General features: G+C 44.3%; 16 protein-coding genes. 7 read left to right on the top strand and 9 right to left on the bottom strand.

Features of this window, described 5'->3' with window-relative positions; genetic code table 11:
• The first annotated feature begins 47 nt into the window (after nucleotides 1-47).
• Nucleotides 48-803, top strand: a complete 756-nt coding sequence (locus O3A65_00740) for a molybdopterin-binding protein (GenBank protein ID MDA1330989.1) — start codon at nucleotides 48-50, stop codon at nucleotides 801-803.
• On the opposite strand, the gene O3A65_00735 is transcribed toward O3A65_00740, so the two are convergent.
• From O3A65_00735 to O3A65_00715, 5 genes are all read right to left on the bottom strand, one after another.
• On the bottom strand, nucleotides 800-1192 hold the full coding sequence (locus tag O3A65_00735) for a glutamate--tRNA ligase family protein (GenBank protein ID MDA1330988.1): 393 nt from the start codon (nucleotides 1190-1192) through the stop codon (nucleotides 800-802). The two genes, O3A65_00740 and O3A65_00735, sit on opposite strands and share 4 nt — an antisense overlap.
• Before the next feature lie 314 nt (nucleotides 1193-1506).
• A complete protein-coding gene (locus tag O3A65_00730; protein ID MDA1330987.1) occupies nucleotides 1507-1686 on the bottom strand; it encodes a glutamate--tRNA ligase family protein in 180 nt (59 codons plus the stop codon).
• Nucleotides 1687-1698: 12 nt separating this feature from the next.
• The gene (locus O3A65_00725; GenBank protein MDA1330986.1) at nucleotides 1699-2040 is read right to left on the bottom strand and encodes a DUF2069 domain-containing protein; all 342 of its coding nucleotides are present in this window, start codon (nucleotides 2038-2040) and stop codon (nucleotides 1699-1701) included.
• Entirely contained in the window at nucleotides 2037-2651 is a 615-nt protein-coding gene (wrbA, locus tag O3A65_00720; GenBank protein MDA1330985.1) for an NAD(P)H:quinone oxidoreductase, read from the bottom strand. The genes O3A65_00725 and wrbA overlap by 4 nt, the downstream gene beginning before the upstream one ends.
• An 18-nt stretch (nucleotides 2652-2669) precedes the next feature.
• Nucleotides 2670-4391 (bottom strand): proline--tRNA ligase, encoded by a 1722-nt coding sequence (locus O3A65_00715; GenBank protein ID MDA1330984.1) that lies wholly within the window; start codon nucleotides 4389-4391, stop codon nucleotides 2670-2672.
• Nucleotides 4392-4499: 108 nt separating this feature from the next.
• Here O3A65_00715 and O3A65_00710 point away from each other — a divergent pair, with 108 nt between their 5' ends.
• Nucleotides 4500-5276: a fused MFS/spermidine synthase gene (locus tag O3A65_00710; protein MDA1330983.1), complete on the top strand. Its 777-nt coding sequence runs from the start codon at nucleotides 4500-4502 to the stop codon at nucleotides 5274-5276.
• Between the two features lie 65 nt (nucleotides 5277-5341).
• On the top strand, nucleotides 5342-5836 hold the full coding sequence (locus O3A65_00705) for an RNA pyrophosphohydrolase (GenBank protein ID MDA1330982.1): 495 nt from the start codon (nucleotides 5342-5344) through the stop codon (nucleotides 5834-5836).
• A 10-nt stretch (nucleotides 5837-5846) separates the two neighbouring features.
• On the opposite strand, the gene O3A65_00700 is transcribed toward O3A65_00705, so the two are convergent.
• On the bottom strand, nucleotides 5847-6836 hold the full coding sequence (locus O3A65_00700; GenBank protein MDA1330981.1) for an NAD(P)H-quinone oxidoreductase: 990 nt from the start codon (nucleotides 6834-6836) through the stop codon (nucleotides 5847-5849).
• A 254-nt stretch (nucleotides 6837-7090) separates the two neighbouring features.
• Between O3A65_00700 and O3A65_00695 the strand changes: the two genes are divergently transcribed.
• The gene (locus O3A65_00695; GenBank protein MDA1330980.1) at nucleotides 7091-7252 is read left to right on the top strand and encodes a hypothetical protein; all 162 of its coding nucleotides are present in this window, start codon (nucleotides 7091-7093) and stop codon (nucleotides 7250-7252) included.
• Between the two features lie 47 nt (nucleotides 7253-7299).
• Here the strand turns inward: O3A65_00695 and O3A65_00690 are convergent, their stop codons facing one another.
• From O3A65_00690 to O3A65_00680, 3 genes are all read right to left on the bottom strand, one after another.
• Complete coding sequence (locus O3A65_00690; GenBank protein ID MDA1330979.1) at nucleotides 7300-8523, bottom strand: DUF1501 domain-containing protein; 1224 nt, start codon at nucleotides 8521-8523, stop codon at nucleotides 7300-7302.
• Between the two features lie 13 nt (nucleotides 8524-8536).
• On the bottom strand, nucleotides 8537-10348 hold the full coding sequence (locus O3A65_00685; GenBank protein MDA1330978.1) for a DUF1800 domain-containing protein: 1812 nt from the start codon (nucleotides 10346-10348) through the stop codon (nucleotides 8537-8539).
• 104 nt (nucleotides 10349-10452) lie between these two features.
• The gene (locus tag O3A65_00680) at nucleotides 10453-10893 is read right to left on the bottom strand and encodes a thioesterase family protein (protein MDA1330977.1); all 441 of its coding nucleotides are present in this window, start codon (nucleotides 10891-10893) and stop codon (nucleotides 10453-10455) included.
• Between the two features lie 205 nt (nucleotides 10894-11098).
• Between O3A65_00680 and pal the strand changes: the two genes are divergently transcribed.
• From pal to O3A65_00665, 3 genes are all read left to right on the top strand, one after another.
• A complete protein-coding gene (pal, locus tag O3A65_00675) occupies nucleotides 11099-11878 on the top strand; it encodes a peptidoglycan-associated lipoprotein Pal (protein MDA1330976.1) in 780 nt (259 codons plus the stop codon).
• Nucleotides 11879-11975: 97 nt separating this feature from the next.
• A complete protein-coding gene (locus O3A65_00670) occupies nucleotides 11976-13103 on the top strand; it encodes a hypothetical protein (GenBank protein MDA1330975.1) in 1128 nt (375 codons plus the stop codon).
• A 149-nt stretch (nucleotides 13104-13252) separates the two neighbouring features.
• The gene (locus O3A65_00665) at nucleotides 13253-15358 is read left to right on the top strand and encodes a thioredoxin family protein (protein ID MDA1330974.1); all 2106 of its coding nucleotides are present in this window, start codon (nucleotides 13253-13255) and stop codon (nucleotides 15356-15358) included.
• Nucleotides 15359-15406: the final 48 nt, after the last annotated feature.

Below are 15406 nucleotides of genomic sequence, written 5' to 3'. Positions count from 1 at the left end.
TTTCTTTCTATCAGTCTCAGTTTGTGGAAGTTAGTGGCGCGCTTATTGTGAATATCGGGTTAGTGATTATTGGTGATGAGATTCTTTCTGGAAGACGAGAGGATCGGCATCTTGAAAAATCGATAGAAATCCTGCGTGCGCGTGGACTTAAGGTTGCCTGGGCTAGTTATCTGCCCGATAGTCCTGAGCTATTGACGCAAACATTCCAACGTACCTTGAGTTCGAGTGACGTGATCTTTAGCTTTGGTGGTATTGGTGCTACGCCAGATGATTATACGAGACAATCTGTCGCAGACGCTCTCGCCGTGGATGTCGTTTTGCATCCCGCAGCGAAGAATGAAATCGAGAGTCAGTTTGGTAAGGAAGCTTATCCGGACCGAATCAAAATGGGTATGTTTCCAAAGGGCTCTAGAATTATTCCCAATGCTTTTAACCGTATTCCCGGATTCAGTGTCGAGCGTCACCATTTTCTACCTGGATTTCCATCAATGGCGTGGTCCATGATGGAGTGGGTATTAGACCATGAGTATGCAGAGCAACATGTGCAAGACCCCGACATTGAGCGATCAATACTTATTTATGAGGTGCCGGAGAGTACGCTGATTCCGCTGATGACTGAATGTCTTGATCTGTTTCCTGGTTGTAAAGTGTTTAGCCTGCCGACTTTTACCAATGACAGAAAACGTCGCGTCGAATTGGGGATTAAGGGTAGTCGTGAGATCGTAGATTTTGCTTTTGCGTACCTACAAAAAATAGTTAGTCGACTTGATTACAAGTGGGAAGAGTTAGCTCCGCGACTTTAGTTTTCTGAGTTTCTGGAGTTGAAGGCTGATATGTCCCAATGTTTAATCGCCCAGTTTATGATTTCTTCAAAGCTCGAACTATGAAGCTCGTGTGGTGGATGTTGAGACAGGAACGTTAATGCATCAATTACTGTTTTTTTTGGTGCTTTTGCGTTGATCGGTTCGGTTTTATTTTGCTTTGAGAGTTTCTGTCCTACCTCGTTTTTCACAAGAGGTAAATGTAAGAAGCTTGGGGACAGTTGTCCGAGTGCTCTTTGTAATTCTGCTTGTCTTAGGCTGGACCGCAGTAAATCGCGTCCCCTCACCACACGAGTGACGCCTAAAATGTGATCATCAAGCACGCTACTAACTAAATCGTATGCAGGGGTCCCATCAGCCTTAAATACCACGAAGTCACCTGAGGTGACACATAAATCTTCAGTGATTAGGCCTTATCCGATATCGTTAATGGTTATGGTGCACGGTTGGCGTAGATTTAGACGGTGGTTTCTAATGGTACGGTTTTCAGAGAGGTGGTCTTTATAATGGCCACTATAAATACAGTCGCCATCCTTAAAAATCGAATGTTCGTGAAGCGTTTTTCTGCTGCACCTGCAGGGGTATAGGTCGTATTTTTTTGCTAAGGTATCACGCCATTCGCCATATTATTTTTTTTGCTGGCTCTGGTAGATAGGTTGATTATCCCAGTGCAGTCCAAAGGACTCTAGGGTGTAAAGATGTCTCTATCTGCTCCGGCAACATTCCGTTTTTCATCTAAATCATCGATACGAATAATCCATCGTCCACCGTTAAACTTGGCATCACAATAGCTACCAATTGCGGTAACAATTGATCCGAAATGCAATGGACCGGATGGGGTTGGGGCAAAACGTCCAACGTACATCTTTAGTGCCTATTATCCTTGTGTGCGTATGATGCGCACTGAATTGAGCAGAATGGCGAAAATGAGCAATGACAAAGTTATTTCCCCAACTGCCATAAATCTGAAGATGCCGATTTCAGCATATGATCGAACGACGCCTTCTATGAAGTAAGGAAAAACAATTAGAACAGTATATTGGTAAGTACGTAAATTATTGCGTAGGATCCCTAGGAGAGGTAATACGATGGGTATGGATTTGAGTATTAACCAGGAGCCGTCTGGGGTGAGTGGTGCCGCATATCCTTCCCAGATTAGGCACCACAGACTCAATACGATGAGTCCTCCGCTTGACAGGATTTGGTGCGGACGTATCATTTTGGAAGGCTAGTTTCGTGACGATCTAGTTTCTGGGCAATGATGGCTAGATGTCTTCCTTGCGCGATACAAAGCGATTTTTCTTCCTCTGATATTGGTAGTTTACCCTGTGGTCCCGTAAAATGACTAGATCCATAAGGGGTTCCGCCGGTAAGTGTAGTGTGTAATGCGCGTTCTGAGTAAGGAACCCCAGTAATGATCATTCCGAGATGAATCAAAGGAAACATCATTGTAGCTAGTGTAATTTCTTGACCACCGTGCATAGAGGATGAGGATGTGAATACAGTCGCTGGTTTCCCAACGAGTGTACCTTCATGCCAAATGCCACCGAGTTGATCTATGAAATATTTCATAGGTGCGGCCATATTACCGAAGCGTGTAGGGCTTCCTAGCGCTAATCCAATACAAGCGCGTAAGTCATCAATTTCAACATAAGGCGAACCTTCCTCTGGAATTGCATTTGCCGTTTCCCCTATATTAGAAGAGACGGGTGGGACTGTTCGCAAACGTGCAGAGATGCCAGGTACCATTTCGATACCTCGAGCGATCAGTTTCGCCATTTGTTGCACGCTACCGTTTCTAGAGTAATACAGCACAAGGATTTCGGGCATTGTAATCTCGATTTTCTCTTAAGTAGTATTTTGATTTAATCTACCAATGACCTCATCTAATGCATTATTGCAAGGGATTGACGAGGTTTCGCCAGTTTTTCGATCTGCCCATTCAAGCTGTCCATTTTTAATTCCTCTTTCGCCTATCGTCAAGCGATAGGGGATTCCGATTAACTCTAGATCGGTGAACATCACACCTGGTCTTTCACCGCGGTCGTCAAGTAAAACATCTATACCTTGTTTTAATAGCGCCGCCTCAAGTCCATCACAAAAGCTCTTAACTAATTCGCTATTGTTATATCCAATTGCAGCAATAGCAATGGTAAATGGAGCAATCGATTGTGGCCACACGATACCTTTTTCATCATGCCCTTGTTCGATTGCCGCTGCCACTATCCGCGATACACCAATGCCGTAGCAGCCCATTTCAGCCGGCTTACTTTTACCTTCGTTGTCGAGATAATGACATTTCAGAGCTTCAGAATATTTTGTCCTGAGTTGGAAAATATGACCGACTTCAATACCCCTACATATTTCTAGCTTTCCTTTCCCATCTGGACTCGGATCCCCTGACTGTACGTTCCGGATATCTGCAATTTCTATTTCGCTTCTAATGTCCCGTTTAAAGTTAACTCCAGTCAAATGAAAGTCTCGCGCATTGGCGCCACAGGAAAAGTTGGACATTGATTGAGTGGCACGATCGCCAATGATTCGAATCTTTAGATTGACATCTACTGGACCTATAAATCCGATGGGGCTACCTAGGTATTTCATCACCTCTTCATCTTTAGCAAATCGAAATTCCCCCATACCTTTAATCTTCGTTAACTTTATCTCGTTAAGTTGGTGATCCCCCCTAAGAAGCAATAGGACGAACTGCTCACTTGCTATCACTGCAAGCGTCTTGAGAACATTAGATACTGGAATATTGAGCATTTTGGCTACTTGTCCGCACTTGCCTGCATCAGGAGTTGATATTTTGACCATCGATTGTTTGCTTTGAAGCTCATCAGTTGATAGTGTGATGGCTTCCGCCAGTTCAATGTTTGCGGCGTAGTCCGACTGAGGGCAGTAGGCAATTGCATCTTCGCCAGAATCAGCGAGCACATGAAACTCATGCGATCCGGTGCCGCCGATGGCGCCAGTATCTGCAGCCACCGGACGATATTGCAATCCTAGACGTTTAAAAATACGACAATAGGTATCAAACATATTCTGATATTCACGCTGAAGGTCAGCAAAGTCAGCGTGAAACGAGTAAGCATCTTTCATAATAAACTCGCGCGCACGCATGACGCCAAATCTAGGCCGAATTTCATCTCTGAACTTTGTTTGAATTTGATATAGGTTAATGGGTAGCTGGCGGTACGATTTAATCTCTTGTCGCGCAATATCCGTAATAACTTCTTCATGCGTAGGGCCAAAGCAGAAGTCTTTATTATGACGATCTTTAATTTTTAGCATCTGCGCGCCAAAAAGCTCCCATCTCCCAGATTCTGACCACAGCTCAGCAGGCTGGATTGCAGGCATAAGTAATTCCAGAGCACCGGCTCGTTCCATCTCTTCTCGTATGATTTTTTCAATTTTTTTAAGGACTCGGAAGCCAAGAGGGAGCCATGAGTAAAGGCCGCTACCTAGTTTCTTGATGAGGCCTGCTTTTAGCATTAACTGATGGGAAGTGATTTCTGCTTCACTTGGTGCTTCTCTCAGTGTATTTAGGAAAAATTGAGTTAAACGCATTTTTGGCCAATTATTTTGATAACAAACGCTTATTCTATCCCGATGAAAAAAAGTTATGTGGTTAAACTATCCGTACAATGATAAGTCAGTTAATAGGTCGAGAATAGTATGTTCAGAAGAATAGGATTCTTTCGCAATACTAGCATTGAGTCTGAGGTTGAAGTCAGTGAGTCTCGGGGTATTAGAAGCTTATTTCTGGGCAGCAGTACAGTTCAAAGTTCTATGAAATTGATGGACCCTTTTGAGCTTGTTCTCGATTATACCCAGGCTATGATGTCATTTATGTTGTTTCATAACCGCGTACAAAGTGTGGCTTGCATTGGTTTGGGTGGGGGATCGATACCGAAGTTTATTTGGAAAAATCTACCTGATGTAAAGGTGTGCGTGATTGAAAATTCCGAGCAAGTTATTAATGTGGCACGTCAATATTTTTTTGTTCCGGATGATGACGAGCGATTATCTGTGATTCATGCGGATGGGTTGAAATGGATTGCTGCTGCTGGGCAGTACGATGTCATTATGCTTGATGCGTTTGATGCGTCTGGGGTGCCCGGAGGATTTGTTAATGATGAATTTACTCAGCGTGTAAAAAGCTGCATAGCTCAAAATGGGATTTATATCCAGAATTTATGGTCAAGTGATCCACAGTTGAAATCAAGAATTTTTCAAATTGAATCTTATTTTGATCAAATTGCCTTAGTGCCCACTCCCAAAGGGGGCAATATAGTGGCGCTTGCTTTTAATTCGGCACCCACTACCGCCCAATTATCTAAGATTGACCAATTGGCGCGAGGCCTGAAGCAATCGTTAGGCTTAGATTTTGATGCCATGCTTGATCGCATACGATCGTTCCAGTCATCACAAGCAAAAAAACTTTCTATCTGAGTGGCTAGAAATCCCATAAGTATGTAAAAATACATTTATTATTGAATCTGACGGGGTTTTTGATCATGATTGATCGAGAGGGTTACCGTCCGAACGTGGGTATTATTCTTTGCAACAAGCGTAACGAGGTTTTCTGGGGAAAACGCGCGCGGGAGTATGCGTGGCAATTTCCGCAGGGGGGGATACAAGAAGGTGAATCTCCTGCGCAGGCGATGTACCGAGAGCTCGACGAAGAGGTCGGACTTGCGCCTCATCATGTGAAGATTATCGGACGGACTAGGGGATGGCTACGTTATGATGTTCCCAGGCAGTTTGTGCGCCGGGAGACCCGATTGATATATAAAGGTCAAAAACAAATATGGTTTTTATTGCGTTTGGTGGGATTCGATAGCGATGTCTCATTGAGAAAATCTACAGTCCCAGAGTTTGACGCGTGGCGTTGGCACCCATTTTTCGTTCCATTGGACTCGGTTGTTGAGTTTAAACGAGACGTCTACAAGAAAGCATTGATAGAGTTAGCGCCTTACTTAAGGTTGAAGCCTCCGCGCACTTATGAATAGATTTTTCTCATCATTGTTCAGTACGCACGTCCAAAATAATCTTTCCTATGTGTTGACTTGATTCCATAAGCTGATGTGCCTTAGCTGCATCTTCGAGTGAGAAGGAAGCGAAGATGAGTGGTTTAATGACTTTTGTTTCGAGTAGTGGCCAAACTTTTTGTAAAAGTGAGGCGGCAATATTTGCTTTAAACGACGTGGATCTTGGGCGCAGTGTAGAACCAGTCACTGTCAGTCTTCTTCTAAGAATATCAGTCATATTCAAATTGGTTTTAACGCCTCCTAAAAAAGCGATAATTACAATTCGACCGTCATCCGCTAAGCATTTGAGGTTGCGTTGTAGATAGTCGCCCGCAACCATATCGAGAATAATATCGACACCTCTATTATTTGTAAGGGCCATCACGCGTTCTACGAAATCTTCATCTTTGTAATTGATTGCTTGAGTCGCACCGATATCCTCACAAGCGCGACATTTTTCTTCTGAGCCGGCGGTTATGAATATCTCATGCCCAAACGCTCGACATAATTGTATGGCCGTCGTTCCAATGCCGCTTGATCCACCATGAACTAGAAGGGTTTCTTGTCCGAGAAGTCCCGCTCGGTCAAACACATTGGACCAGACCGTAAAGTAGGTTTCAGGAAGCGATGCAGCTTCCCGTAAGCTAAGTCCGTTAGGAACCGGCAGGCATTGTGCCGAAGGTGCCCCAACATATTCAGCGTATCCCCCACCCGATACAAGAGCGCAGACTGAATCGCCAACTTTCCATTGAGTTACTTGGTTGCCGACTGCAACAATAATTCCCGATACTTCTAGCCCGGGAATATCCGTTACTTCGGGTGGAGGGGGATAGAGGCCTGTCCGTTGCATGATGTCGGGTCTATTAATCCCTGCGGCGTGAACGCAAATCAGTACCTCATGTTCGGTGATTTTTGGAACAGGTCGCTTCGTTATCTTTAAAACATCGGGTTTTCCTGGCTCGGTTACCTCGATGGCGCACATTGTTTTTGGTAATTGCTGCATTAGGTGTCCTGTTATATATAACGAGTATGTGTGTATTTTGGCATTAATTCTACAGATTAGATAAGATCAAGGTGATTTTAATGAAAGGCTAAATATCTAAGAGGTAACGATTGATGGACACTGAGTTTCGTGCTGAGCCCATTAGGCTTGCTAAGGACTTTCTTCGCTATGCTCAAGAGGAAAGTGTTACTCCATGACAATTTTCGGCGGCATGGGTTTTAACGAATCCGATTTTGACTAGGGTGGTTGGTGGTCTTAGAACATTTGAGCAATGGAAAGATTATTATGGGGACTTAGCTACTCAAATTGACGCGGATGATGAGTGGTTTTTAGATCAGCTGGTTGCACTGAGACATCCGGATCCGGTTTTTTCGGTTACATCTAGAGCAGTGTGAAAGTAGTGATTGATCTATGTTGACCGATTTGTTTCTCTTTTTAGCGCTTAACTGAATACTGGAAAGTCATCGAAGCGATATCTGAGCACTTGTTCATGTGCGTCTAGCCCCATCCATCCGCTGATGGCTGTTGCGTACACTTGTCTAAAGTCGGTGGTGTGAAGCATGTTGCCCTCGTTGAGGTTAGTCAGGCTGGGTAGTTCGCCATAATGCCCTCCTTTAACTGCATTACCGATGAGGTACATGTTGTTCGCGGTGCCATGATCTGTACCCAAATTGGTGTTTTCCGTAACTCGTCTGCCGAATTCAGAAAACACAAGCATAACGACGTCATCTGCGCGTCCAATGCGCTCCATATCCGTGAAAAATCCTGAAACCGCATCTGAGAAGTAAGTTAACAGACGTTGGTGAAGGTCTGGTTGTTGAACATGCGTATCAAATGCATTGTTTCTAAATGAAGTGTAGTAGAGCCGCGTATTCATATCTGCATTGATCAATGCGGCTATTTTATTGAGATCCAGCGGGGAGATGCCATAATCGACAGGTGTTTTGTAGCTCTCCCAAGCGGATTTCACTTTCTCCGAAGCTTGTCTAGCGCTCTTGGCGAGGTCCAATAGACGTCGTTGTGCTGAGGTGCTTCCTTCGGTAGCGGTACGATCGGTATCCAATAGTGGTCTTGATTGGAATAAACCTTTGCGACCGAATTCCTTTGGGTCATCAAAAACAACAGGCACGTGGTTTTTAGCCACAACAGCTAATGATTGCGTCGCATCTACGTTCACCAGATAGTTTGGTGTTATGGTTGGGTCTAGAGCGTCAGCGAGTCGTCCAACCCAGCCTAAGGACTCTCCGCTATTGGGGGCTGCGGTTTGCCAATAGGCCATTGAAGTGAAGTGTGAATAAGACGGCTGGTCATAGCCGCAACCATGGAATATGGCCATTTTCCCGTTCTTGAATAGCCTTTCCATACCTGACATGTCAGGGTTAAAACCAAAGTGATCGTCGATTTTTATGACCTTATTTGGTTTAATCCCGAGTGTTGGCCGATGCCTGTAGTACGCATCATCGCCATATGGGACTACCGTATTTAAGCCATCATTCCCACCTGACAGTTCTAGTACAACAAGAATTTTTTTGCTGAGCAGATTATCGCTCGCAAAAGCCAACGGAGAGAGTTGCGATAGAAATGGGCTGGTCAGGCCGCTAGTGGCTGCGCCTGCACCCATAAGCTTGAGGAAGTCTCTCCGTTTAAATTGGTATTTTTTACTCATTAACGGTCCTTATTTAGCCGAGTTGGTATTCCGGTAGAGATAGAAGTAAATGAAACGTTTCTCGTAGCGCTTCTTCTGAGAATGTTTGCGCCTCCTGAATGTTATTGGTACCGAGTTGCTGCGTGAGAAAGTCAGCGATTTGCTGTCTTGTGCCCTGATCTATAGAAACCGAGAAAAATCTTCCGATCAAATAATTAATTGCTTCCTCTGATGTTTGGCAATTGGCGTCGAGAACGAGTTTCGTTAAATTTAATCTGGCTGGCGTTCTGCTAATGGGCTTTACTTTTTCTATTGCATTTCTCCATCCGCGATAACTACCTAAGCGCGTATTAAATTCTTCATCGCGGTCTACCATATTATTTGAGGCTGAGGTTGCGTAGCCCTTCTCAGGTTGTGTCGCGGTTGCGATATCAGCACCTGCTGCAAGCCTTTCTGCAACAACTCCAATTTGGTAGTTATCTGGATATCGATCGCTTGGCAGGAATTCGATATTTGGAAAGACAGTATCGTACACAAAATTTCCTCTTGCTAGCAGCAGGCCTGGTGTTACCCAACTTTGTCCGCCAGCCCAACCGGCAACAGTGGGTGGGAACAGCAAAATTTGCCCAAGCGATTCGGTCGTGTCGTAAAAATCTGGAACTCCAGGAACAACATCAAGCTCTAGTTTTTTATACGTCGAAATGACTAGTTCAACAGGGGATTTTACATGTGAACCCATTGATGCTGGGCTATAAAAATCTTTAGAGAGGAATATTTTCTCTAGTAATGGTTTGATCTCATACCCAGAGTTTTGCAAAACTGCCCCAAGTTCTTTTTGAGTCTTAGCATCAAGGTTGTCACGTACAAAAAATTTATATATTTTCCCAGAAATGTATTCAGCAGTAACTGGTTTCTCCAGAATCATATCGATTATGTCTAACCCATTCCAATCGCCTGTATTCCCAAAGAAAGTTTTATCGGATGAGTCGTGTTTATCAGCGTTTACGACAAATTCTAGATCAATATAATTCCAGCCGGTGAACGCGCGAGCGGCCTCTCGAATATCATCTTCGGTGTACTGACCCACACCCATGGTGAAGAGCTCCATGATCTCGCGGGCAAAGTTTTCGTTTGGCGAGCCTTTAATATTAACGCCGGCGTCCAAGAACGAAAGCATTGCCGGATCTTGAGAGACTTCGATCAATAATTGTTTAAAGTTAGCCGTTCCATATTCTCTGAAAACCTGATTTTGATTCAGTAGTTTTCGATAATCACGAACTTTTTCTTCATTAGTGGCAAAGTGCCCATGCCAAAAGAGTGCCATTTTTTCTTCTAGAGGTCGTTTGGTAAGAAGCATGCGATTTGCCCACCAATGGGCGACACGACGAGTTTCTAACATGCTGGCCCGTAGCCAATAAAAGAAACGATCGACTACGGGTTGGAGCCGCCTATTTCCGCTAGGTTTGATCTTGACTCCTATGGCCTCACCTGTTTCTTTGGCGAGTTCGGTGGCTGCGGGCCTCGATGCCGGAAAGGGTTCAATGCCGCGGTCGTGGATGCCCGAGTGGTCGAATTCAGGCAGCGCATTTGGAATGTTTTCGAAGTGAAGCAGTTCTTGAACCGCTGCTCTCGGACCCATTAAGACGAGTCTTTCTATATTCTTGGGGCTATCGCCGAAGCCCGCGCGTTCGATGAGGTGGCGAGCCTTAGCATAGTTCCAATCAAGTTCAGATATTGGCTCAAGGCTGTTGGCCCAATTATCATTAGCCCAAGCGTTTGATGTTGAGAGCAAAAGCGTGAGGGAGATTAACGTCAGTCTAGTAAATTTTCCAATATTATTGTTCATTGTGCGTAATTATAAGTTTGCCCGTTTGGTTGTTTGGTGACCTAGCACATCTTAACAATTAAGCACTTATTATTGCAGATCTTCAAAACGTATCAATAACTTTATTAAACGGATGCCGATATTTGTTTGAGTGCCGTTAGCATTTCTTTGGATATTGGGGTGGGTCGACGTGATATGGCATCAACGTAAACATGTACGAAGGAGCCTTGGGCTGACGCTAAGTCGCTGTTCTCGCGAAATAATCCAATAGAATAGTGAACGGAGCTTTTGCCAATCTTATCTACCCGGATGCCACTGGTTACGATATCCGGAAATGTGATGGGAGAGAAATATTGACACTGCGTTTCAACAACTAAGCCAATGATCGTGCTTTTTTCAATATCAAGCACACTTTGCTCAATTAAGAACTGATTAACTGCGGTATCGAAAAATGAGTAATAGACTACGTTATTGATGTGTCGATACACATCGTTATCCATCCACCGCGTTGGTATGGTTTGAAAATGGAAGAAGTAGTCACGGTTTAATGGACTTGTTTTAGACATGGTTCAAACTTACTGACAATGTATCTTAAAATTTTTGGCATCCTAATCTTAGGTACTCGGATCAAGTGAGCAGCACTCATTATAAACACAAAGAAAACCTACTATTTCCAATCATAGCCATTCGCTTAATATGTTATTATTAGCTCGATGAATGAGAACATAACGTCCAATATAAACATTTGCTCTTAATTTTTAGGATAGATAAATGAATTTTTTTCTCAATTTCTTTAGGCTTTTATTCGCGGGTTTATTTATTTTAGCGTTGGTTTCTTGTCAGACAACAAAAAAGATTGGAGATACTGTTGAGGAGTCCGCAGATAGTTTCGATTACATTCAACCTCAATCTCAAGCTGAGCAAGAGCGTCTTCAGCAGGAGTTATTGAAAGCTAAGCAAGAACGGGAAAGACTCCAGGCGGAAGCGGATAAAGCTCGCGAGGCGCAATCCTTAGCTGAGGAAAAGATGAGGCTTGAGGCGGAAGAGCTTGCAAAATCGCAATCTGCAGCTGCGCAAGAACAGGAAAGACTCAAGGCGAAAGCGGGAGCAGAAGCTGCACAAGCGGGAGCAGAAGCTGCACAAGCGGGAGCAGAAGCTGCACAAGCGGGAGCAGAAGCTGCGCAGGCTGAGCAAGGTGTTGTTAACGACAGCGTACCGATGGGAATGCCTACCAGCTCCGTATACTTTGATTTTGATAACAGTTTCATCGCTCCTAAGTTTGACGATGTGATTCAATCCCATGCTGGGTATCTTCGTTCAAACCCTGATCTTAAGGTGGAAATCCAAGGAAATTGTGACGAGCGGGGCAGTCGAGAATATAACATTGGCCTAGGTAATAGACGAGCGCTTGCAGTTAAGGCTGCGCTAGAACTGCTTGGTGTCCAGGGACGTCGAATTACGATCACCAGTTTTGGTTCAGAAAAGCCTGTGGAATTGGGTCACGATGAGTCTAATTGGCAGCAAAATAGAAGGGCTGACTTTGTGTATTGATTTTGAGCACTTTATATAGGTCTAAATGGGGGCGTTTATAAGCCCCTTTTTTATGTGAGAAACATATTTCTTTAAAGTAAAGTTAGTAGCTATGACCATGAGAATTACATTTACCCTGGTCCTTATTATGACGGCTGTCACGATTGCGTATGCTCAAAATAGAACTGCGCCAATCGAAAGCACTACAAAAGTCCGAGAAGTCAGACCCAGTTTGTCCCAATTGACAAATGAGGTTGACGAGCTAAAACAAAGTCTCCTAGAGCTCGAAATAGCAGTTACTAAAGCCAACACAGCTCGCTTAGTTGAGCGCAACGAAGATTTTCAAAAAACTAGTGAAGTGCAAAATGAAAATTTTAAAAAAACCTTAGAGCTTACGGAAAAAATTGGACAGATAAAAAGTGATCTGGCGGCTCACTACAGTTCTTTGAACAATCCATTGAGTCAATTGCGCAACGAGTTTGATAATCGTGGCGGCCAATTGCTTCAGTTTAGGCGAGATCTCGATGATGCCGCGGCTCGAGTGAATCAAGCGGAGGCTCAGATCCGAGAGGATGGTGTATCGACTGCCCAGCAGATCGAAGGCCTAACGAGTCGTCTCAATGTGCTGGAGGCAAGGATACAGAGCATTAGTGCGCAGCATGTTCAAAAGACAGAGTTTGCGTTGAGGGAAGAAGAGTTACTCACGCGTATTCGTCATCTTGAGGAGGCAAATCAATCATTACTTCAGCGCTTTCAGGTTGCTGAGACTCTTATCCAACAGTTGAGTGAACAAATCAGTGCCAACTCCGAAAGGTTGATATTGGCAAATAGAGACGCCTTGACTCATTTGAGCCGAGTTGAGCAGTTGGAAGCGCAAATTTTGAGTCTTGAGAGCTTTTCGGATCGGTTGGATATACTTGCTGCAAAAGACCTTGAGTTAGATAGAAAGGTGTTCGTAGTAAATGATATCGGGTCTCGACTTGAAGAGCTTACGAAAGATACTTACTTATTGCAGATTGAACTACTGAAACTCGAAAGTGAGACAAAAAAAGTCGACGATAGTTCGAGGCTGACTGCAGAGGATTTAAGTGCGGCGGTGAGAAGGGTCGATGAATTAGAAATCGTCCAATTAAAACTAGGCGATCTGTCTTCTTTGAGAGATCGACTGAAACTTTTAGAGGGTAAAATTATAAGCATGGAAGAGCGCTCGGCTTTCCCTGAAAGTTTGCCTGATACAAAGGACTAAATTACGGCAACGTAAGATCCAACTCAAACCAGCATTGATTGATTTTTTAGCTGATTGGTTTGTAAACGCCTGAGATTTAATTGATACGCTGATCATGAGTCTCAGACCTTTAAAATACGGGACACAGGTTGTCGACTATACTGCTGGCAATGCGATCAAAAATTAACATTTTTGCCATTGTTTGGCTCGTTGTGGTTATCTTGTCGGTGTTTTATCCGGCGTATGCGGCTGATCGAAGTGGCGCATCCACTCAGCAGGCTGAGCTCGATCTCATTACGCAATTCGTTCGGGTTTCTCCAGGTCAGGAGTTATACCTCGGTATCCGTGTAGCGCTTGAGGAAGACTGGCACATTTATTGGAAAAATCCAGGTGATACAGGCCTACCCACCCACGTTGATTGGGTGCTTCCCAGTACATTTGTCGTAGGGCCCATGTTATGGCCAACTCCCAGTCGCTTCAAACTTGAGAATTTTGTCAATTTTGGGTACGGCCGTACGGTTATCTTTCCCTTCCAACTCAAAGTCGCTGAACACGCACTACCTGGCCAGCATCCCTTCTCGGCAAAGGTGTCTTGGCTTGTTTGTAAAGACTTGTGTATTCCTGGAGAGGCTGAGCTATTCATGGACCTTCAGGTAGGGGATTTAGCGATATCCACAGCGGATGCGAGTGATATTGAAAGAGCCCTGAAAGAAATGCCGAGAGAAGCGCCCGAGGACTGGTTTGATGTAACGGTGAGTCAAGAGGGACAATGGAGTCTTGATTTAAGCCGCCTGGAGTCTACTGTTATTTCGGCGGAGTTTTTTCCTGCAAAAAGTAATGTCATCGTATATCAGGCCCCGCAGACCCTAGTTTCGGCCGCATCAGGTATGCATTTGCGTGGACGTTTGTCGCCTGACTATACGAGCTCGAAAACTTCGTTCGAGGGTGTTTTGGCGGTAACGGATAAAGCGAGTGGCAAGATTTTAAGTTACGACCTACGTCGCACTCCAAAGGAATTTTTAGCGCTTCAATCTCCAATTTATTCTTTGGGGACTCAATCTATCTCCAGCCTTTGGTTAGCGATTTGTTTTGCCTTGATGGGTGGGATGATCTTAAATTTAATGCCGTGCGTGCTTCCTGTCGTGGCAGTTAAGTTAATAGAATTGATCGAGCAAGAAGAGCGCTCCGTATCAGCGCGTTATCGTGATACGGTTTTATTTTCCTGTGGCGTTGTTTTAACGTTTTGTTTGATAGGTGGAGCTCTATTGGTTATGAGGTCGGCCGGGGAGCAGGTTGGTTGGGGTTTTCAATTACAAGCTCCCGAAATGGTTTTAGGGTTAATAGTTTTGTTCTTTGTGCTCGCGTTGAATATGTCCGGTTTATTTGAGATCGGTACCAGCTTGCAGCGCGTTGGTGGAATCAAGGGGTCATTTGGCCGTTGGTCTTCCCTTCTATCGGGGGCTCTCGTAACTATTATTGCAACGCCATGTACAGCCCCTTTTATGGGTGCTGCAATGGGTTTTTCAATTGCACAAGGGGCCGCACCGAGTATGCTTACTTTTTTAGCGCTTGGAATCGGGATGGCAACGCCGTATGTAATCATTTCGTTGAGACCTGGTCTTGCTGCTTGGCTACCAAAGCCAGGTGTATGGATGAATACCTTAAAGAACCTGTTGAGTGTGCCTTTGTATTTGACTGTCATTTGGTTGATTTGGGTGTTAGGTCAGCAAACAACCATTCACAATGTCTCTAAAGTTCTCGTCGTTTTGGTTTTTATTGGGTTATCAGTTTGGGCCATTGGTAAGCTGCAGTATCGAAGGATCTCTCGTATAGGTCCTTGGAAGGCCCTAATTGCGACCAGTCTCTTGGTCTCACTCGCAGGCTTAATTAACGTTGTGACTGCATTGGATCAAAAGATTAATCGAGAAGTTCTTCAAACAGATTGGAAATCTTGGTCATCGGCAGGGGTGGCGAGTGCTCGTGAGGAGGGCCGCGCGGTGTTCGTTGATTACACGGCAGCGTGGTGTATCACCTGTCAAGTGAATAAGGCATTGGTGCTTGATGACCAGGAAGTCGTGTCCGCGTTTAAGAAAAATAAAGTGATAACTTTTAGAGCTGATTGGACATCTAGAGACGCGGCGATTACTGCGTCATTAACTTCTTTTGGTAGATCAGGCGTACCTGTTTATGTGTTTTATCCGGAAAATCAAGGTACACCAGTTATTTTGTCGGAGATGTTGAGGAAAAAAGAAATATTCAATCTGTTCGACCGTTGAGACAATGTTGAATAATAAGCCTCCAACGACTGTTGAGTTATATTTCTA

Source organism: Pseudomonadota bacterium, assembly GCA_027624715.1.
GTDB lineage: Bacteria > Pseudomonadota > Gammaproteobacteria > Burkholderiales > Eutrophovitaceae > Eutrophovita.
Note: the sequence above shows the minus strand (reverse complement) of the source record. Positions and strands in the feature narration are given on the sequence as shown.

Excerpts from the sequence above, each read along its gene's own strand:
- O3A65_00705 (MDA1330982.1), top strand. The coding sequence starts at position 5,342 with ATGATTGATCGAGAGGGTTACCGTCCGAACGTGGGTATTATTCTTTGC.
- O3A65_00730 (MDA1330987.1), bottom strand. The coding sequence starts at position 1,686 with ATGTACGTTGGACGTTTTGCCCCAACCCCATCCGGTCCATTGCATTTC.
- pal (MDA1330976.1), top strand. The coding sequence starts at position 11,099 with ATGAATTTTTTTCTCAATTTCTTTAGGCTTTTATTCGCGGGTTTATTT.
- O3A65_00700 (MDA1330981.1), bottom strand. The coding sequence starts at position 6,836 with ATGTGCGCCATCGAGGTAACCGAGCCAGGAAAACCCGATGTTTTAAAG.
- O3A65_00690 (MDA1330979.1), bottom strand. The coding sequence starts at position 8,523 with ATGAGTAAAAAATACCAATTTAAACGGAGAGACTTCCTCAAGCTTATG.
- O3A65_00710 (MDA1330983.1), top strand. The coding sequence starts at position 4,500 with ATGTTCAGAAGAATAGGATTCTTTCGCAATACTAGCATTGAGTCTGAG.
- O3A65_00670 (MDA1330975.1), top strand. The coding sequence starts at position 11,976 with ATGAGAATTACATTTACCCTGGTCCTTATTATGACGGCTGTCACGATT.
- O3A65_00725 (MDA1330986.1), bottom strand. The coding sequence starts at position 2,040 with ATGATACGTCCGCACCAAATCCTGTCAAGCGGAGGACTCATCGTATTG.
- O3A65_00685 (MDA1330978.1), bottom strand. The coding sequence starts at position 10,348 with ATGAACAATAATATTGGAAAATTTACTAGACTGACGTTAATCTCCCTC.
- O3A65_00665 (MDA1330974.1), top strand. The coding sequence starts at position 13,253 with ATGCGATCAAAAATTAACATTTTTGCCATTGTTTGGCTCGTTGTGGTT.
- wrbA (MDA1330985.1), bottom strand. The coding sequence starts at position 2,651 with ATGCCCGAAATCCTTGTGCTGTATTACTCTAGAAACGGTAGCGTGCAA.
- O3A65_00715 (MDA1330984.1), bottom strand. The coding sequence starts at position 4,391 with ATGCGTTTAACTCAATTTTTCCTAAATACACTGAGAGAAGCACCAAGT.
- O3A65_00680 (MDA1330977.1), bottom strand. The coding sequence starts at position 10,893 with ATGTCTAAAACAAGTCCATTAAACCGTGACTACTTCTTCCATTTTCAA.